Consider the following 17605-nt stretch of genomic DNA (forward strand, 5'->3'; position numbering starts at 1 on the left):
ACAAACATACACCCCTTTGTTTGAACGTGAACATTTCTCCCATCCCCTTTGTGAAAAAGAAGCGTCTCTATCGGTCGAGGATAGAGGCGTTTCTTTGTTTTTATGTAATAAAATAAGGACTCAACTAATGATCATTAGCTAAGTCCTTAACGTGTATTATTTAAGACGCCATAATGTAGCGTGAGTTGTCTGGATTCGTTCAATCTTTTGTTGCAGCATACGTTTCTTTAGTTCACGTTCGGCTGCTTGTTCTGTTAATGAATAGATAAATGCTATTTCATTTGTAGAAAGTGTATGGAATTTTGAAAATAAGTCCTCTATTGATGGTAAAGGCTGACGTACAAGCTGCTCATTGAGCATTTCTTCTAAAATATGTTCATAAACTTCATAGGCATAGCTACCACTAACCTTTAGTCCCTCATCTTCTATACATTCATTGAAAAATACGATACTTGGGACTTCGTCAACTTCCATTTCACGTTTAATGTATAAATCACATTGGAAAGCTCGTGCTGCTTCCTTTGAGCCGAAGTCAACGGTAAATTCATTCATATCTAGTTGAATATCCTCTGCGATCTTTAAAAGAGTAGCATAGGAGTTTACATCTTGATGGCTTAGTAATACATATTCTTGTAATTTCGATAAATATCGTGCACCTGCGCGTTTGCCCTGTAATTCGGCCGCTTTAATAGCGATAGAAGGTAATACAGGATGATTAATATCTAGCTCTATGCCTGATATACAACCCTTTACACGCTTGCTTAAGCAGTTTAAAGAAGTAAGCTCAGTGCTTAGAACAAAACGCCAAGTGAAGTAATGGTTGTATTCAAGCTGTAATTTACGAAGTACAGCTTGCATACTAAAAGCTTCAGGACAAAGTGGATCTACGAAAATATACAATTCAATAGGCTTATTGGCAGTAGAAATCGTTGGCGTTGGTTCTTGTAGCATTTGAATATTATTCACGTAACAATTCCCCCTCATCGTCATTAGGCGTATTAACCATGTGATGAGCTGTTAATACTAAACGTTGATAATAAGTTTCACGGAACTTCCCTTCCAAACCTACTTCATCCATAGCTTCTGACATACATTCCAGCCAAGCTTGTGCGCGATCTGGTGTAATCGGAAAATTCATATGACGTGCACGCATCATTGGATGTCCATGTTCTTCAGTAAAGAGATTTGGTCCACCTAAATACTGTGTTTGAAATTGAATTTGCTTACGGGCTGTCTCTGTTAAATCCTCTGGAAAGATTGGAATAAGATCAGGATGCTGAGCAACTCTTTTATAGAATGCATGAATAAGCTCTGCCAGTTTTTCAGCCCCCAGCTCCTCATAAGGAACAGTGTATTTTCGACTCATAAGTTATATGCTCCTTTAATTCTTTATATCGTAAAGTACCATTTACATACTCCGTCATTAAAATGTGAATTTCTTGTGACTACCTTCATTCTATCAACGTCTTTTCGTTTTCACAAATAAAGAGCTCTTTCGAATTGTTGTTCGCTATAAAAGCACAAATTTCACCACAGAGGGTGAAATTTGTTGGAAAATAGATAGATAGTAAGAATAATGCGATTACACGGTGAAGTAATTCATTACTTTTTTGACATAATTCTGTGTTTCTTTGAAAGGAGGGATGCCTCCATATTTTGTGACACGAGAAGCGCCAGCATTATAGGCTGCTAATGCTAGTGTAGGATCATTATTAAACTTATCTAGCATTTGGCGCAAATATTTTGCCCCAGCCATAATATTTTGTTCTGGATCAAAAGCATTGGTAACTCCTAGATACTGTGCTGTTTGAGGCATTAATTGCATCAAGCCTTGGGCTCCTGCATGACTAACTACAGATGGATTAAAATTAGATTCTTGTTTTATAACGGCTGCAATAAGCTTCTCAGGTACACCATAGGTTGCTGAGGCCTTTTCGATAATAGCAGCATATTGATCTGCTCCTGCCAAGGAGTTTGCATAGGCAGTTGAGCCAATCACATTATCTGAAACATAGGAATCAAGTTTTGTATGCTCATAAGAGCTTGTTAATGCCTGCTTAACGGATTCAGGAATGTACACAGCATTAGAACCTTTGTATAACAATGATTCAAGCGTGCCTTCTGAAGTATTAGCTAACTGATTGAAGATATCAGCGTTTGCTGTGCCTAAACCTAGTAAGCTAGAAAGCTTGGCATTGCTGGCAGTTGAAGCATCCCCTAATAATTCATTCATCATGTCAGAGAAAATAGATTGATTGTCTGTCAAAGCGTTTGTGGATGAACCATCTGTCGATCCAAGTGTTTGTAATGCTTGAATCTCCATTAAAGATCTTAGTGATTGAATATCCAAGAAGTTAGTCACCTTTCTTTTTATACTATTATAAATTTTGCTGCTGTAAAGCCTTCATAAAGCGGGCGATTTTCTTATCAGTTTCCTGCTTTGGAATACCATATTGTTGTAAAAATTCGTCGAAGATTGCTTTTCCTTTTATGGCATCTTTTGCTTCATATTCTACCTCATAATCGTCGCACTGCAAATAGTAAGAATGGTCAAAAACAAGAAGCCCCTCTTTATATGGAATTTCGACACGATCTGTAGTAAGTGAGCCAAACACCCGTAATTGGTCTAAGGGAATGCCATGAAGGGCAAGTTTTTTGGCAACCTCTTGAGCAAAAAAGCCTTCGCCCTCCAGCATTTTCTGAGCTTGATCTGCTGTTAATGGGTCCGTAGTTTCAAGGTGAGCATGCTCAGCATTTTTTTCTTTCAGTGTACATTCATAATATTCACCGATTTGCCTAATGCGCAGTCCACTTTGTAGCTTGCGAATCGCATGAGTAGGTGTGTCGAAATAATGATTTGTTTGACGATGAATAGCATTATTACGAATGTGGAAATCTTGTAATAGTTGCTCGTATTGATGTTTAGTTAGGAGATTTTTAAACTCGATTTCAATTTCTTGTGTCATTTATATTCACCTATTTATTTTTTTATTTTTCATTCGCTGTTTCGCTTGATTTAACATTTACACACTGCAACTATTTACCCTCTGTGCTAAAATAAGAGGAAGAGTACAACGAAAAGGGGAACCGCACGTGCGTAAAATTTATACAATAGAAACATCGAATTTTGAACAAGATCAACTTCATTTTAGTTTAAACGACAATGAAGTAAATTTACAGTTAAAACCTGCTGGACAACTTATTGCAGATTCAGATGATTTTGCATTTATTTATCTACTGGATGCAGGCGAAGACTATCATTACTTGCGTTTTCCACCGAGTAGTTGGGAGAATCTTGTACATATTTTACAAAAAAAGAAAGATCCAATACTACGAATAAGTGAAGAAGCAATCGAGCTTACAAATTTCTACGATGAATTGGAAATGCTCGTGTATAATATTGAAGGAAATTACAATTACGGGGCAGAATTTGTCCAAACAGTGGAACAACACTTCAAGGCAATTCTCGCTGAATAGAAAGACAAAACGAACAGACGGTGTTCGATACCGAATGTCGGGAGGTTTTTGTGATGGGACAATGGGAAATATTTTTAAGTCCTTATAAACAAGCAGTAGATGAACTAAAAGTAAAATTAAAGGGCATGCGTTCGCAATTCGGTATTGTTAATGCCAATTCACCTATCGAATTTGTAACAGGTCGTGTAAAGCCCTTAGCAAGTATATATGATAAAACATTGGAAAAAGGGTTAGCTTTTGAGCCATCTAAACAACTTGGTGATGAACTCGGTGATATTGCCGGTCTTCGAATTATGTGTCAATTTGTTGATGATATTGCTACAGTAACGGAGCTTATTCGTCAACGAAAAGATATGCGTGTAGTGGAAGAACGCGATTATATTACACATAATAAGCCAAGTGGTTATCGCTCCTACCATATGATTGTTGAATACCCTGTTGAAACGATTCAGGGGAAAAAGGTAGTGTTAGCCGAAATCCAAATACGAACACTCGCTATGAATTTTTGGGCATCTATTGAGCACTCTTTAAATTATAAATATAAGGGCATGTTCCCAGAGGAAATAAAAAATCGCTTGCAAAGTGCGGCTGAGGCGGCATTTCGCTTAGATGAGGAAATGTCATCTATTCGTAGTGAAATTCAAGAAGCACAGGCGTATTTCAGCGAATACAAGGAAGCATCGAATCCTAATTTACTATCGGAGAAGGAGCGTGACTCACAATGAAATTTGCGATTCAATCACGTCGAGATGCACAATCCAATGAGCTAATGGAGCTAGCTAAAACCTACTTACAGGATTTTGGCTTAACGTATGATGAGGAAGCACCAGAAATTGTTGTCTCTATAGGTGGAGATGGAACGCTTTTACATGCCTTTCATCGATATTCTCATTTATTAGATCAAGTGGCATTTGTCGGCATCCATACAGGACACCTAGGTTTTTATGCAGACTGGAAGCCTTCAGAATTAGAAAAATTAGTTTTGTCCATTGCTAAAAAGGATTTTAATGTGGTGGAATATCCGCTGTTAGAAGTGAAGGTGGAGCATCATAATGCAGAATCAAATACGTATCTAGCTTTAAACGAGGCAACAGTTAAATCGCCAGATGTCACACTGGTAATGGACGTTGAGTTAAATGGCAATCAATTCGAGCGTTTCAGAGGAGATGGTCTTTGTGTGTCAACTCCTTCTGGAAGTACAGCCTACAATAAAGCGCTTGGAGGAGCAATCATCCATCCAACTTTAGCAGCACTTCAAATTACAGAAATTGCATCGATTAATAATCGTGTATTTAGGACAGTTGGTTCTCCATTAATTTTACCCGCCCACCATCATTGTGTTTTACGTCCAGTAAATGAACAAAACTTTAATATGACTGTGGACCATTTACAAATTACACAGGGTGATGTAAAGGCAATTGTATTTAACGTGGCTAATGAAAGGGTACGTTTCGCACGTTTCCGTCCATTCCCATTTTGGGAACGTGTGCATGAATCTTTCGTTGCAAATGAGTAAGATGGATACAAGATTTACATTGCGCTTTATGGCTAAGAAAGAAGGCCAATTATTACGAGAAGCTCTACAAGAATGGCGTATATCTAAGCGAGCATTAACAGCTATAAAGTTCGATGGGGGATTATTAACGGTGAATGGGATCGAACGTAATGTGAGATATGCTCTTCAAGTTGATGATTGTGTGGAAGTGACATTTCCTCCTGAGGAAAAGAGTGAGGGGCTCATGATCGAGCATGGCGATTTGGCTATTGTATATGAAGATGATACAATCTTGGTGTTAAATAAACCAGCTCACCAAAGTACGATTCCCTCACGTGAACACCCAACCAATAGTGTTGCCAATCTAGTTTGTGGCTACTTTGAGCAGCAAGGATTAGCGTCCACTGCTCATATTGTAACGAGACTTGACCGAGATACTTCAGGTTTACTCTGTATTGCCAAGCATGCACATATTCATCATTTAACAGGCTTGGCTCAGCGTAATGGGGAGATTTCAAGGCAATATGAGGCAATTGTCCACGGACATGTTGACCAGGATAGCCAATCAATCGTGGCACCTATTGGGCGTAAAGCAACGAGCATTATTGAGCGAGAAGTACGTGAGGATGGGCAATATGCTCATACAGATGTAACCGTCATCCAACGTTTTTATTTAGGGGATGAACCGATGACACATGTAGCTCTTAAATTGCATACAGGACGTACACATCAAATTCGTGTACATATGTCGTCTTTAGGTCATCCACTTGTTGGTGATGAACTTTATGGAGGAAGTCGACTTCATATGGACCGTCAGGCACTACATTGTGTGTCCTTAAATATGACACATCCCTTAACAAGTGAACATTTGCAGTTCACAAGTATGCTTAATGAAGATATGCAAAATTTGCTTAAAGGATCTTCCGCTTAATATTATGATAAGGAGATGTTCGCACGACGGGCATCTCCTTATCATTTTTGATAGTAAATAAAGTGTTCTTTACACCTTGTTCATTTGACAAGTACAAATATAGGGTATAGTGAAAACGTCACGTTTTTTTAGGAAGGAATACCATTATATTGAAGGGCATGTAAATCCTCGTGGAAATAAACAAAAAGGGTTTGCAGAAGGGTATAATTCGCTCTATTATATAGAAGGTAGATTTACGGCATTGCCCGTAATAATGATGGATAGCTCGGAAGGAGGGGACAAGCATGATAGAGGATAGAAATGAAAAGGATGATGTGCAATTTGACGAAGCACATTTACGAGGCATGCTCGAAGCACATAATATTGACGCATTCCGTGATGAGTTTTTAGAACTTCATCCATATGATCAGGCAACGTTTTACGAAAAGGTGGAACCTGATATAAGGAAGATCATCTATTCGTTCTTGTCTCCAACAGAAATGGCTGATATTTTTGAGGCAATCGAGATTGAAGATGATGAGTATAAAGCATATCTAGCTGAAATGGATCCATCTTATGGGGCAGAAATGCTTTCTCATATGTATGCAGATGATGCAGCCGATGTTTTAAATGAACTGGATATGGAACAACGTGAAAGTTATCTGGAAATGATGGATGAGGAAACGGCTGAAGAAATTAATGAGCTACTAAGCTATGATGAATATACAGCTGGGTCCATTATGACAACTGAATATGTCGCTATTCCAGAAAACTCTACAGTGCGTTCAGCAATGGCCATTTTACGTAAAGAGGCACCGGATGCTGAGACCATTTATTATATTTTCGTAGTAGATGAAAAGCACCGTTTGACGGGTGTTATTTCATTAAGAGATTTAATTATTGCCGAAGAGGATACACTTATTCGTTCAATTATGAATGAACGTGTCGTTATGGTACATGTAGGAGATGACCAAGAGGAAGTTGCACATATAATGAAAGATTATAATTTCTTAGCGACACCTGTTATTGATGATAAAGGTGAATTACTTGGGATTATTACCGTCGATGATATTATCGACGTTATTGATGAAGAGGCATCTGAGGATTACTCTAAGTTAGCCGGTATTTCCGATATGGATAAATTTGATGTCACACCACTCCAAGCTGCCAGAAAACGTTTGCCATGGTTGGTGGTACTCCTGTTTTTAGGTATGCTAACAGCCAATTTAATGGGGCAATTTGAGGATACTTTAGATAAGGTGGCCTTATTGGCAGTCTTTATTCCGTTGATTTCAGGAACATCGGGGAATAGTGGAACACAAGCTTTGGCCGTAGCTATTCGAGGTATTGCTACAGGTGATGTAGAAGAACATAGTAAATTAAAATTACTGCTACGAGAAGCGGGCACAGGCTTAATGTCAGGAATTGTTTGCGGCTTAATTGTCATTGGTATCGTTTATTTTTGGAAACAAGAACTAGTACTTGGGATGTTAGTAGGTGCTGCACTTTGTGGCTCGATTTTAGTTGCGACATTAGCTGGTTCATTTATACCTTTGTTAATGCACCGTTTGAAAATTGACCCAGCTGTTGCCTCTGGCCCGTTTATTACAACTTTAAATGATATTACAAGTATTTTAATTTATTTAGGTTTAGCAACAGTTTTCTTAAGTCAAATAGGCTAAGAACCAATTTACTTACTTTCGCATATTGTATGGAAAAAGGGGAAGTGAGTATTGTGGGTCAAGAACCACGCTTGTTTATAAAATCACCATCGTATTTTTTAAATATTTCTAAGGTGTTGCATGAACTTGATTTAGATGAAAGTACATCTGTATACGTCAAGGACAATACTTATGTAGATGAAACGGTTGACGAAGAAGAAGAAGAAGTTGTAAAAGATGTGGAAGTGGATCCGCATTTACTAAAACAACTTCAATTTTTAGAAAAGCCATTTCGTCAGCGAGCCTATCAGCCGCTTCTAGTTTGTTTAAAAGATGGTAGAAAATTAACTGGTTCTGCTTCAGATGTACAAAATGATTCTTTAATGCTTACCTCACTAGAATTAAAAACACAGGAAATCATTTATTTTGAAGATATAAAACAAGTCCTTTGGCGAGGAAGACAATTACCATCATTATAAAAAAAGTGTACAGCAGAGGATGCTGTACACTTTTTTTTATGTGTGTGTGTCAAAGGTGAAAGAAATTAGTCACAAATCCCTAAGTCAACATCAGCGATACATTGTACAGCGCAGAAGCAAGATAAGTCTACAGTAATACAGCTATCTGTTGAGTTCCAATCATCCACTTTACAGATCTTCTTCATATTTACGCAACAGCCGTCACGACTTAATAAATCTACTGTACTTTCACTAGAATCGAATGTACATAGAGGTTCTAAAACACGTAAAGTCGCACAACACTCATCAAACATATCTTCAACGCGGAAGAATACGGATGTACAAATACAAGGATCTGCAGTTGGGGAATTAAAGAATGCTTTGAAAGGAGTACCATCTTTTGTAATTAACATAAATACACGTGTATCTGCTTGAGAGCGAGCAGGACTAACAATCCCGCCTAGTGGTTCTAAGAAACAGTTTGCTGTACATGGAGAACACTCATCTCGCACCGCTTGATTTTGAATATCTAAAATAGCGCGCACTACGTCACAAACGCAGCCTGCTGAATGGATTGGTCCAATAGGATTTGTTGGCTTACCACAACCCATATTGTCACCTCCTTTCCTTGTTACTACTTCTACAATATGTGCTTTTCAAATTTGGACTCGGGCTATTGTATCTATGAATAGTTTTTTTATGTGTGGAGAAACTTTAAAGAAAAGGAGGGTAAAACTTGAGGCTACTTGGAATGACGTTACCTCTCTTAGTCGTTTTGCTGTTAAATGGTTGTGCTGAAAAAGAAAAATTTATCGTCTACGGTCCATCCCAAAATGGAAGTGAAGTCGAAGCCCTTATAAAAGAAGAGGACTATGTGGAACGATCAACCGTTATCCATTATGACGATAGTATGCTTGTTGCAGTACAAATTAAACCATGGGAAAAGTGGAAAAAGACTAAGTTAGAGAAAAAGTTGCAGAAAAAATTTGATGAGAAATATCCAAATAAAGATGTTTTTGTCTCAGCTGATTATAAAATTTTTTATGAAGCCAATAAAATAAAAAAGGATCAGATTGAAGATAATAAATTGAGCGATAAAATTAAAGAACTTAAAGAGCTAGCAAAGGAGAAGACATAAATGGAAAAAGAGCAATATCAGCAGTTGGAGCAAAATGTGACACCAAAGCCTCCATATATAAAGAATATAGCAAAGGCGTTTTTTGTCGGCGGTCTTATTTGTACAATTGGCCAAGCTGTGTCCCTTTTTTATATTATATTCTTCAATTTTACAGAAGCGACAGCCGGTAATCCAACCGTAGCTACAATGGTATTTTTTGCTATGTTGCTAACGGGGCTTGGTCTATATAAAAGAATGGGTCAATTTGCTGGGGCAGGTTCATCAGTGCCAGTAACTGGATTTGGTAATGCCGTTATTTCCGCAGCCATCGAGCATAGATCAGAGGGCTTAGTATTAGGAGTTGGCGGTAATTTATTTAAGCTAGCAGGGTCAGTGGTTTTATTTGGTGTAGTAGCAGCGTTTTTCGTAGCACTTATTAAATATATCTTCGTGATGATAGGAGTGGTTTCATGGTAATCGTTTTTCAATCGAAACCATCCCTATTAGCAGGTGGAGTTGTAGCAGGCCCATTAGAGAACCGAAGTATTTTTAGTCAGTATTTTGATGCTGTGTATGATGATGAACGTTGGCAAATGAAAACCAATGAACAGGGGCATCGTAAAATGATTGAAGAAGCATGTGATGCGGCTATGAAGAAAATGAACGTACAAGGTGGAGATATTGATTATTTAATGGGTGGAGATTTGGTCAATCAAATGACACCGACCAATTTTGCAGCAAGGGATTTAGAAATACCATTTATTGGACTATTTTCTGCGTGTGCCACCTCTGTTTCTTCCGTCATTATTGCTTGTCTTTTAACAGAATTAGGTGCTGCTAATTATTCATTAGCCGGTGCGTCAAGTCAGCATAATGCGATAGAACGTCAATTTCGTTATCCTATCAATTACGGTGCACAAAAGCCACAAACTGCTCAATGGACTGTAACAGCGGCTGGCTATGCGCTAATCGGTAAACACCGTGAAGAGTATCCTTCCATCGAAGCTGCCACAATTGGAAAATCTGTGGATTACGGCATGGATGATCCTTTCCATATGGGTGCTGCAATGGCACCTGCGGCCTTTCAAACGATTCAATCTCATTTACAACAACGAAATCAAAAAATTTATCATTACGATTTAATTTTGACGGGCGATTTAGGTCAGCTTGGGTTAAAGCTTTTGAAGGGAATGCTTGTTGAAAATGGTGTGAAAAATGAGGAACTAACTCTTTTACGCGATGCAGGTGCTGAGTTTTATGGGCAAGATGAATCCTTTCAATCAGGGGCAAGTGGTGCAGGCTGTTCAGCAGCTGTTTTTTTTAGTTACGTTCTTCAGCAGATGCGAGCGGGTAGCTATAAGCGTGTATTACTAGTGGCAACTGGGGCATTATTGTCTCCATTATCGTTTCAACAAGGTGAGACGATTCCATGTACGGCACATGCCATCGAAATTACAATGAAATGAGGCATAAATTATGGTAATGACATTTGTATTTGCATTTATTGTTGGAGGCATTATTTGCGTCATCGGCCAATTATTAATGGATGTCGGTAATTTAACACCGGCCCATACATTAAGTACACTCGTTGTCCTCGGTGCTATATTGGATGGTATGGGGTTATATGAGCCATTAATTAATTTTGCTGGCGCAGGAGCTACCGTACCCATTACCTCTTTTGGTAATTCTCTAACACACGGGGCAATGGCTGAGGCAGAAAAGCATGGACTGGTTGGCGTCTTAACAGGAATGTTTAAAGTAACAAGCTCAGGTATCAGTGCTGCTATTGTTTTTGCTTTTATTGGTGCATTAATTTTTAAGCCTAAAGGAAATATCGACTAGACGAATACCCCTCCCATTTCTACAACCCAAACATATTATAGGTTGTAGAAGGGAGGGGTGCTTTTATGGGATATCAAGGCTGGTCCTCACAACCGTATGGAAATAATGTTGGTGGGTGGAACAATAGCTATTGCGGAGGCAATAACTATAGTTATTGTGGAGGCAACAACTCTGGCTATGGTTCAACATTTGTTCTAATTGTTGTTCTATTTATTCTTTTAATTATTGTTGGCGCTACTTACATCTAATTTGATGAACATATTGTAAAGGCTTTAACTCTTATTTAGAGGGTTCACATACCTAAATAAAGTTAAGGCCTCCACCATTTGTGAATGCTTCGGGCAAGTCGCAAGGTCAAATTGAGTTTTAATGATAGGAGGGAAAACATGCATCGCTCGTTATTTAATTCAATTGAGCAAAAAACAGGTGTTTCGATGGATGAAATCTTCGCATTAGCCAATGCCATTCAACATGCGGATTTTACAAGTGAAAAACAAGTAAGAAAAATCGTACGACGTGTTGCTAAGATATCTAACAGAACGATTACACAAGAGTTAGAAGATAAATTAGTACAATCTATTATTCAAGATGGAGCATCACTAGATTTCGATAAAATCACTAGAATGATGAAGTAGCGCATGGCATATCTACTTGGCAAAGCAGCTTGTTACGATAGAGTAGATAAATGGTGGCAAGCGGATTTTGGTTTAAAAAAGGGTGTTACGACATTGAACAATATCGTAACACCCTTTCATTAAATTTTTTTCTCCATTGCTCGATGCGGAATACCAGCATCCAGAAATTCTGGAGAAGTTACCGCATAGCCAAGCTTTTCGTAAAATGGAATTGCATGGCTTTGCGCGTGAAGCTTCAATGTTTCTTTTGGGATAGAAATGGCGTATTTCTCCATTTCCTTCATTAGTAAAGCCCCTAATTTTTTACCACGTTGAGATTGTAAAATACAAACACGTTCAATTTTTGCTGTATTGTTTTCAATACTACGTAAACGCGCTGCTCCTACAGGCTCATCGTCCTCATACATAATAAAATGCGTTGCAGTTGCATCTTCAGCATCACATTCCAAATGGAGTGGAACGCCTTGCTCTTCAACAAAAACTTTTTTTCGTACAGTAAACGCATCATCATGTTCTTGCTTTGTTTCAACAATCTTAACGTTATACAATCATCACTCAGCTCCAGACAAACGGAATGTTTCGTATGTTGTCCATGAACCGTCTTCTAATTGATATAGAAGATGAATGCGATCAATTGTATCTTTTTCATCTACACCAGTCATACGTAATTGACCAAAGATGTCGTCATGCTCAGAATCCGACATTTTTTGAGCGATTGTAATATGAGGTACAAATACATGTTTCGTTTCCCCATAAGAAATATTTTCTTGGATTTCATGTTGGAAAGCAGCTAATTGTTCAGTTGGTTCAATGCGGAAATAAATGGCATTGGTTGTAGGGAAAAACGAACTGATGCGTGATGCATGAATGTTTAAAGGCGCATATTTAGCAGCAAGCTCATCCAATTGCTTAACGATGGTTTGAATTTCTTCTTCAGACGCATCAAAGCTGTCTTTTAACGTCATATGCGGTGTAATCTTCGCAAAATGAGGATCATATCGTTTGCGATAAGTGTTCGCTAAATCTTGCAATTTTTTTGATGGAAATGCCACAATACCGTACTTCATAGTCCATTACCTCCCGTAAATAAACAATTTTTCTATTTAAGTATATCAGAAAATCCAATTTTCGTAATTTAATCACTCACATTAATTAAAATTTTCAATTAATGCACGTCGAAGGTCTGGTTTCCAATATTTCCATGTATGATTGCCATCAAACTCGTCATAAAATATAGAGAACCCTTTATGGATCATAAGATCATGGAGCTGACGATTAGGTGTTAAAAAATCCTTCACAGATTTATCCATAGTCACTACTTGGTCTTCACCCTTACCAACTATATGGTATATAGAAATGGCTGCTGGATCTTTGAAATTTTCGACTGCCTTCAAAACGTCATCATCCACGTATGGTGATTGAAGAATGACCTTGCCAAAAATACTGGGATACTTTAATGCGGCCATTAAGGAAGCTGTAGCAGCCATCGAATCTCCAATTACTCCACGACTCATACCCATTTGATACGTGGAAAACTCGTTATCTAAATAAGGTACTAGCTCATGTGCTAAAAAGCGGAGATAAGCTTCATGCTGCTCACCACTAGGAATATATTTATGACGTCGATCGTTAATATCTTTGTATGGAACAAAAGCAATAATTAAATTTTCGATTTCATAGTCATCAATCAGTTCATCAGCTAGCTTTGTAATACCACCAAGCTGGAAATAATCTTTACCATCTGATGCGATTAGAATGTTGTATTTATATAGTGGAGAATAATTTGCAGGAACATAAATATAGAGCTGTAATTCTTCCTGTAATGCCTCACTATAGAATGCTAAATCCTGTACTGTTCCCTTATCCAATGATGACACTCCTTCTTATGTTTGTAACAAAATTGTACCATATTACGAAAGTAAAGGTATAATAGGTTGGGCTAGCACTATACTAGCAATAAAATCGAAATGAGGGGTAGCTTATGCATAATAAAAGTATTCGTGTGCACTCTGATGAAGTAGCGAAGGCAGCACATGCCGCGTTAATTCGTAGAGGTGTGGCGATCGAGGATATCGCAAAAATTGTTTACGAAATGCAAAAAACCTATAATGAAGGTTTAACACTGGATCATTGTGTTCATTCGGTTGAGCGTGTACTGCGTAAACGAGAAGTGCAACATGCACTTTTAGTAGGAATTGAATTAGATGAGCTAGCTGAGAAAAAATTATTATCATCACCATTACAGCAAATTATAGAATCTGATGAAGGTTTATTTGGTGTGGACGAAACAATCGCACTAGGATCTGTTTTTACATATGGCAGCATTGCAGTAACCACATTTGGTCATTTAGACAAGCAAAAAATTGGCATTATTAAAAAATTAGATACTGAGCCTGGGCATCATGTTAACACGTTTTTAGATGATTTAGTTGGCAGTATCGCGGCTTCTGCAGCATCACGAATTGCTCACCGTATGCGTGATTTAGAGGAAGAGGGCGAGACATTTGCGGATATCGAGCCAGAAGAGCTAGGACCAAAGCCAAAATCACATAATGAAATATAAAATGAGTTTCTACTATAAAAAATAACTTTCTCAAATATGGGGAAGGATAGACAAAGCCATCGAGAATTTTTACTCTCAATGGCTTTTGTCATTTTATTCTTTTAAAAAATCCCTTTATTACTTTTTATCGTTATAGGCTTTTAAAAATTCTTTTACTTTTTCGCTATCGGCTTCAAGTTTTAACCCAGTGTCAACTAAAGGAGATACAGTTGATACAGCAGGTTTCTTATTGCCTTGGTAATAGCTAATGAACTCGTCTTGGTTGATGGAGTACAAAATCGCTTTACGTAAGTCAGCTGAATCTGAAACTGCGCGACCAGATGTATTCATTTGTAAGTAAGAAACAGCATTGCTATCGGCAGTATTTAAAGTTAATTTATCGTCAGATTTCACAATATCCAGTTTTGTTTCTGGAACTGTTTGAAGAACGTGAATTTCTCCATTACGTAATGCTGATAAAGCACTGTCAACATCAGAGATGAAACGAACATTGATTTTCGAAATTTTTGGTTCATACTCACTACCAACACGGTAGGCAGGATTTTTCACAAATTGTGCTTCATAATCATTTTTCTTTACTAAAATATAAGGACCACTTGCATAAAGTTGATTGTTGAAAGTTGCTGATCCTTCAGTGATTGTAGCTTGATCACCATAGGCAATATCTTTGTCAGGGTCATAGTTAGCTACATCATACGTATTAATACTTGTTACTTGTTTTTCAGATACAATACCACCAGATTGGTGTGCTAAATAGTTTAACACTTGCGGGAATGGTGTTGGTGTTGTAATTTTAACAACTTGGTATGAACCAGAAGCATTGTTAACAGACCCTTTGTCTTTTGCTAATTGCGCTACAGATGCAGGGAGGTTTTGTGATAATGCTTCCAGAACTGTTTGATCAGAGCCAGATACTTTTTTATTTTGTAATTCAGCTAAATCTGAAACAATCTCTACTGTTTCAATATTTTCATGGATACTATAAGTACGGTGATCTGGTACTGAATTAGCATCTTTAGCACGGTTTAATGAGAAGACCACATCTTCAGCAGATACTAGATCACCTGTATCAACAGCTGCGCCATCTTTCACTGCGGCGAAATGAATATCATCGCGTAAAATAAAGTAATAGTCTTGATTGCCTTCTGCCATTACATGGTTATAAGATAATGAACCATCTGAAACAACGTCATCCGTGTTTGTTAAATTAACAAGACGAACATACATATTTGTATTTAATGTGTTGATGGAACCATCATTTCCTTTAATCGGATCTAGCGAAGTAAGAGAATTAATTGTTTGGTGTAAAATTAATGGTTCAGTTGCATTTTTAGCAGAATCATTAAATTCGATTTTTTCCCATACTTGCGCACGAGATTTTGGTAAATGTACAGTTTTAGGATTTACTAACTCCGAGTAGATCCCTTGATACTTATTGGAAATATATAAAGGCGCAATATAAGCTTGATCGAATACTAGTAATTGCTCTAAATCTTTATATTTAGCCGCTGCTTCTTCACCAGTTAATGTACTCGCCTCATCGATTAGGGCATCTAATTTTGAATCTGCAACAACACTGTAATCTCCACCCGTTTTAAATAATCCACGAACAGCATAGTCCGGGTTTCCTGTTACTGTCGTCCAGCTTGAAAGGGCAAGATCGTAGTTGCCCGCTTCTTTTTGGGCCGAGAATGAACCGTAATCTGGTTGAATATTAAGCTTTACATCAAAGCCGTTTTTTACTAATTGGTCTCGAACAATATTCATATCTTCTTCAGAAGCTGCCATGCCTAATACTTCAATGGCTACTTTGCCATTGCTCTTGTCACTATCTTTTGAATCTTTACTTCCTTCTACGTCAGTTTTCGTCTGTACACAGCCAGCTAAAGCTAATACTGCGACGAATAATAATACAAGTAATTTCTTCATAGGTACCTCCAATTAATTTGTTTTTGGATCTAAAGCATCTCGTAAACCATCTCCTAAGAAGTTAAAGGAGAGGACAAGAAGCATAATACAAAGACCTGGGAAAATCGCAACATATGAATGAGTTTCCAGGTACGTACTACCAACCTTTAAAATATTGCCCCATTCGGGAATGTGTGGCTCAATACCAAGCCCTAAAAAACTTAAACTACTTGTTGAAATAACAGCTCCACCAATCGTAAGTGTTGCTTTAACAATCATAGGTGCTAATGAATTAGGAACAATGTGCTTGAAAATAATGGCCGCATCAGATGCCCCCAAAGCTCGGGCGGATTCCACAAATTCAAAATTTGCTAGCTGCATGACATTCGCCCGCATTGTACGTGCATAGGTTGGAATTGCCCCAACACTAAGTGCAATAATGAGATTGATCGTATTAGCACCGAATGCAGCAATAATAGCAATGGCTAACAGAATGCCCGGAATAGCATATAAAATATCTAGGCTTCGCATGATGACATTGTCAGTTGTTTTTCCGTAATAGCCGGAAAATGCCCCTAACGCGCCTCCGACTAACGCAGGAATAATCGTTGAGAAAAATCCGACGATTAATGAAATGCGTGCCCCAAATACAATACGGGAAAATAAATCTCGCCCGTAATTATCTGTGCCTAGAGGATATTCTAATGATGGTGTTTGCAGCAGGGCACCGTAGTTATTTTCTGTAGCAAAGTCATAGTCAAAAGTCCAAGTACTTGTGACGGACAATGAAAACATAAAAATAATGAAAAATAATCCGAATACAGCCATCGTATTTCGTAAAATCTTTTCCCATATTTTTTGCCACTTTTCAATAGAAGAAGGGTTTGCCTTTCTAGCCTTTTGAATAAGGCTATAACCTAGTAATGTAGCAAATAGATTACCAGTGAAAGTAGCCAATAGTAATAAAATACCAGGGATAAGCATCCATCTTGGAGCCGCTGTTGGTGTGACAAACTTAACGCATAAAATGGTCATCACGATATAAATAAGCGCAAGTATGAAGAAAACACTCATCGCCAGTAAAAAGGTATCTGTTACATAAGGCTTAAATAAATTTAATGCTGCAATACCAATGATGAATAATTGCGTAATAAAGGCATAGGCAGCAAACGTATATTCGGCAGTCTTTCTAGTGGACACAAGCATAAACGCAAATGATGTAGAAAAAATATTGCCAGAAAGAACGGTTAATAGTAGAGGATAGCCGAAAATACGAGTACCTCTTTGAATCTCCCCAAACTTTGCTAAATCTCTTTTTATTCGTAAATTTACAAAAGCCACATAGATCGCAGTAATGGCATAAATAACAAAGAATAGTATAACAATTGGTCGCCAGCTATGGGTTGAAAAATTATAGCTATAGGCTAGAAACAATAAAGAAAACAGTAAGGAAAAGACAAAGGTAAAATGAGAATTGACATATTCCTGTGTAATCTTCAAAAGTAGTTTGACATGTAAGATGTTTTTCACAGGTGATCC

The 17605-nt window shown here is 37.8% G+C and carries 23 protein-coding genes; 13 read left to right on the plus strand and 10 right to left on the minus strand.

The window, feature by feature from the left end; translation table 11 throughout:
• Nucleotides 1–156 precede the first annotated feature (156 nt).
• From MKX57_RS03530 to MKX57_RS03545, 4 genes are all read right to left on the minus strand, one after another.
• Complete coding sequence (locus tag MKX57_RS03530; protein ID WP_008181503.1) at nucleotides 157–966, minus strand: DsbA family protein; 810 nt, start codon at nucleotides 964–966, stop codon at nucleotides 157–159.
• Nucleotides 959–1366: a hypothetical protein gene (locus MKX57_RS03535; RefSeq protein ID WP_008181502.1), complete on the minus strand. Its 408-nt coding sequence runs from the start codon at nucleotides 1364–1366 to the stop codon at nucleotides 959–961. The genes MKX57_RS03530 and MKX57_RS03535 overlap by 8 nt, the downstream gene beginning before the upstream one ends.
• A gap of 216 nt (nucleotides 1367–1582) precedes the next feature.
• Nucleotides 1583–2350: a lytic transglycosylase domain-containing protein gene (locus MKX57_RS03540; protein ID WP_253734931.1), complete on the minus strand. Its 768-nt coding sequence runs from the start codon at nucleotides 2348–2350 to the stop codon at nucleotides 1583–1585.
• A gap of 28 nt (nucleotides 2351–2378) precedes the next feature.
• Nucleotides 2379–2966: a CYTH domain-containing protein gene (locus tag MKX57_RS03545; RefSeq protein ID WP_008181498.1), complete on the minus strand. Its 588-nt coding sequence runs from the start codon at nucleotides 2964–2966 to the stop codon at nucleotides 2379–2381.
• A gap of 127 nt (nucleotides 2967–3093) precedes the next feature.
• On the opposite strand from MKX57_RS03545, the gene MKX57_RS03550 reads away from it, so the two are divergent.
• The 6 genes from MKX57_RS03550 to MKX57_RS03575 all read left to right on the plus strand — a co-directional run bounded on the left by MKX57_RS03550 (nucleotide 3094) and on the right by MKX57_RS03575 (nucleotide 8022).
• Complete coding sequence (locus tag MKX57_RS03550; RefSeq protein ID WP_036123426.1) at nucleotides 3094–3477, plus strand: hypothetical protein; 384 nt, start codon at nucleotides 3094–3096, stop codon at nucleotides 3475–3477.
• Between the two features lie 53 nt (nucleotides 3478–3530).
• Nucleotides 3531–4202: a GTP pyrophosphokinase family protein gene (locus MKX57_RS03555; RefSeq protein ID WP_008181494.1), complete on the plus strand. Its 672-nt coding sequence runs from the start codon at nucleotides 3531–3533 to the stop codon at nucleotides 4200–4202.
• Complete coding sequence (locus tag MKX57_RS03560; protein ID WP_025116813.1) at nucleotides 4199–4993, plus strand: NAD kinase; 795 nt, start codon at nucleotides 4199–4201, stop codon at nucleotides 4991–4993. The genes MKX57_RS03555 and MKX57_RS03560 overlap by 4 nt, the downstream gene beginning before the upstream one ends.
• A 1-nt stretch (nucleotide 4994) precedes the next feature.
• Nucleotides 4995–5903: an RluA family pseudouridine synthase gene (locus tag MKX57_RS03565; protein ID WP_303622088.1), complete on the plus strand. Its 909-nt coding sequence runs from the start codon at nucleotides 4995–4997 to the stop codon at nucleotides 5901–5903.
• Nucleotides 5904–6187: 284 nt separating this feature from the next.
• Entirely contained in the window at nucleotides 6188–7564 is a 1377-nt protein-coding gene (mgtE, locus tag MKX57_RS03570) for a magnesium transporter (RefSeq protein WP_089986713.1), read from the plus strand.
• 53 nt (nucleotides 7565–7617) lie between these two features.
• Nucleotides 7618–8022, plus strand: a complete 405-nt coding sequence (locus MKX57_RS03575) for a hypothetical protein (RefSeq protein ID WP_258954813.1) — start codon at nucleotides 7618–7620, stop codon at nucleotides 8020–8022.
• Nucleotides 8023–8087: 65 nt separating this feature from the next.
• Here the strand turns inward: MKX57_RS03575 and MKX57_RS03580 are convergent, their stop codons facing one another.
• Nucleotides 8088–8612 carry a CotY/CotZ family spore coat protein gene (locus MKX57_RS03580; protein WP_008174263.1) on the minus strand — a complete coding sequence of 175 codons (525 nt, stop codon included), beginning with the start codon at nucleotides 8610–8612 and terminating at the stop codon, nucleotides 8088–8090.
• 125 nt (nucleotides 8613–8737) lie between these two features.
• Here MKX57_RS03580 and MKX57_RS03585 point away from each other — a divergent pair, with 125 nt between their 5' ends.
• The 6 genes from MKX57_RS03585 to MKX57_RS03610 all read left to right on the plus strand — a co-directional run bounded on the left by MKX57_RS03585 (nucleotide 8738) and on the right by MKX57_RS03610 (nucleotide 11595).
• On the plus strand, nucleotides 8738–9139 hold the full coding sequence (locus MKX57_RS03585) for a YhcN/YlaJ family sporulation lipoprotein (RefSeq protein WP_225316259.1): 402 nt from the start codon (nucleotides 8738–8740) through the stop codon (nucleotides 9137–9139).
• Complete coding sequence (spoVAC, locus tag MKX57_RS03590) at nucleotides 9140–9595, plus strand: stage V sporulation protein AC (RefSeq protein WP_008174259.1); 456 nt, start codon at nucleotides 9140–9142, stop codon at nucleotides 9593–9595.
• Nucleotides 9589–10584, plus strand: coding sequence for a stage V sporulation protein AD (locus tag MKX57_RS03595; protein WP_008174258.1), 996 nt, complete (start codon nucleotides 9589–9591; stop codon nucleotides 10582–10584). The genes spoVAC and MKX57_RS03595 overlap by 7 nt, the downstream gene beginning before the upstream one ends.
• Nucleotides 10585–10600: 16 nt before the next feature.
• The gene (spoVAE, locus tag MKX57_RS03600) at nucleotides 10601–10960 is read left to right on the plus strand and encodes a stage V sporulation protein AE (RefSeq protein ID WP_008174255.1); all 360 of its coding nucleotides are present in this window, start codon (nucleotides 10601–10603) and stop codon (nucleotides 10958–10960) included.
• Between the two features lie 65 nt (nucleotides 10961–11025).
• A complete protein-coding gene (locus MKX57_RS03605; protein ID WP_012292972.1) occupies nucleotides 11026–11208 on the plus strand; it encodes a YjcZ family sporulation protein in 183 nt (60 codons plus the stop codon).
• 138 nt (nucleotides 11209–11346) lie between these two features.
• Entirely contained in the window at nucleotides 11347–11595 is a 249-nt protein-coding gene (locus MKX57_RS03610) for a stage VI sporulation protein F (RefSeq protein WP_008174251.1), read from the plus strand.
• Nucleotides 11596–11714: 119 nt separating this feature from the next.
• On the opposite strand, the gene MKX57_RS03615 is transcribed toward MKX57_RS03610, so the two are convergent.
• The 3 genes from MKX57_RS03615 to MKX57_RS03625 form a co-directional block, all read right to left on the minus strand.
• Nucleotides 11715–12143, minus strand: a complete 429-nt coding sequence (locus MKX57_RS03615) for a GNAT family N-acetyltransferase (protein WP_008174248.1) — start codon at nucleotides 12141–12143, stop codon at nucleotides 11715–11717.
• Nucleotides 12144–12146: 3 nt separating this feature from the next.
• Nucleotides 12147–12662, minus strand: coding sequence for a YjcG family protein (locus MKX57_RS03620; protein ID WP_008174247.1), 516 nt, complete (start codon nucleotides 12660–12662; stop codon nucleotides 12147–12149).
• Nucleotides 12663–12743: 81 nt separating this feature from the next.
• Nucleotides 12744–13463: an alpha/beta hydrolase-fold protein gene (locus MKX57_RS03625; protein WP_096363628.1), complete on the minus strand. Its 720-nt coding sequence runs from the start codon at nucleotides 13461–13463 to the stop codon at nucleotides 12744–12746.
• Nucleotides 13464–13576: 113 nt separating this feature from the next.
• Here MKX57_RS03625 and MKX57_RS03630 point away from each other — a divergent pair, with 113 nt between their 5' ends.
• Nucleotides 13577–14158 (plus strand): phosphatidylglycerophosphatase A, encoded by a 582-nt coding sequence (locus MKX57_RS03630; protein ID WP_008174245.1) that lies wholly within the window; start codon nucleotides 13577–13579, stop codon nucleotides 14156–14158.
• A gap of 117 nt (nucleotides 14159–14275) precedes the next feature.
• Here the strand turns inward: MKX57_RS03630 and MKX57_RS03635 are convergent, their stop codons facing one another.
• Together MKX57_RS03635 and MKX57_RS03640 are read right to left on the minus strand one after the other, a co-directional pair.
• Nucleotides 14276–16087 (minus strand): ABC transporter substrate-binding protein, encoded by a 1812-nt coding sequence (locus MKX57_RS03635; protein ID WP_096363630.1) that lies wholly within the window; start codon nucleotides 16085–16087, stop codon nucleotides 14276–14278.
• Between the two features lie 12 nt (nucleotides 16088–16099).
• Nucleotides 16100–17596: an ABC transporter permease gene (locus MKX57_RS03640; protein WP_342550796.1), complete on the minus strand. Its 1497-nt coding sequence runs from the start codon at nucleotides 17594–17596 to the stop codon at nucleotides 16100–16102.
• Nucleotides 17597–17605: the final 9 nt, after the last annotated feature.

Origin of the sequence: Lysinibacillus sp. FSL M8-0216 (genome assembly GCF_038595555.1) — a bacterium.
Lineage (GTDB): Bacteria > Bacillota > Bacilli > Bacillales_A > Planococcaceae > Lysinibacillus > Lysinibacillus fusiformis.

Bases quoted from the DNA above. Each gene is read 5' to 3' on its own strand.
- MKX57_RS03610 (WP_008174251.1), top strand. From the start codon at position 11,347: ATGCATCGCTCGTTATTTAATTCAATTGAGCAAAAAACAGGTGTTTCG.
- MKX57_RS03535 (WP_008181502.1), bottom strand. From the start codon at position 1,366: ATGAGTCGAAAATACACTGTTCCTTATGAGGAGCTGGGGGCTGAAAAA.
- MKX57_RS03580 (WP_008174263.1), bottom strand. From the start codon at position 8,612: ATGGGTTGTGGTAAGCCAACAAATCCTATTGGACCAATCCATTCAGCA.
- MKX57_RS03555 (WP_008181494.1), top strand. From the start codon at position 3,531: ATGGGACAATGGGAAATATTTTTAAGTCCTTATAAACAAGCAGTAGAT.
- spoVAC (WP_008174259.1), top strand. From the start codon at position 9,140: ATGGAAAAAGAGCAATATCAGCAGTTGGAGCAAAATGTGACACCAAAG.
- spoVAE (WP_008174255.1), top strand. From the start codon at position 10,601: ATGACATTTGTATTTGCATTTATTGTTGGAGGCATTATTTGCGTCATC.
- MKX57_RS03630 (WP_008174245.1), top strand. From the start codon at position 13,577: ATGCATAATAAAAGTATTCGTGTGCACTCTGATGAAGTAGCGAAGGCA.
- MKX57_RS03565 (WP_303622088.1), top strand. From the start codon at position 4,995: ATGGATACAAGATTTACATTGCGCTTTATGGCTAAGAAAGAAGGCCAA.
- MKX57_RS03545 (WP_008181498.1), bottom strand. From the start codon at position 2,966: ATGACACAAGAAATTGAAATCGAGTTTAAAAATCTCCTAACTAAACAT.
- MKX57_RS03595 (WP_008174258.1), top strand. From the start codon at position 9,589: ATGGTAATCGTTTTTCAATCGAAACCATCCCTATTAGCAGGTGGAGTT.
- mgtE (WP_089986713.1), top strand. From the start codon at position 6,188: ATGATAGAGGATAGAAATGAAAAGGATGATGTGCAATTTGACGAAGCA.
- MKX57_RS03635 (WP_096363630.1), bottom strand. From the start codon at position 16,087: ATGAAGAAATTACTTGTATTATTATTCGTCGCAGTATTAGCTTTAGCT.
- MKX57_RS03605 (WP_012292972.1), top strand. From the start codon at position 11,026: ATGGGATATCAAGGCTGGTCCTCACAACCGTATGGAAATAATGTTGGT.
- MKX57_RS03620 (WP_008174247.1), bottom strand. From the start codon at position 12,662: ATGAAGTACGGTATTGTGGCATTTCCATCAAAAAAATTGCAAGATTTA.
- MKX57_RS03560 (WP_025116813.1), top strand. From the start codon at position 4,199: ATGAAATTTGCGATTCAATCACGTCGAGATGCACAATCCAATGAGCTA.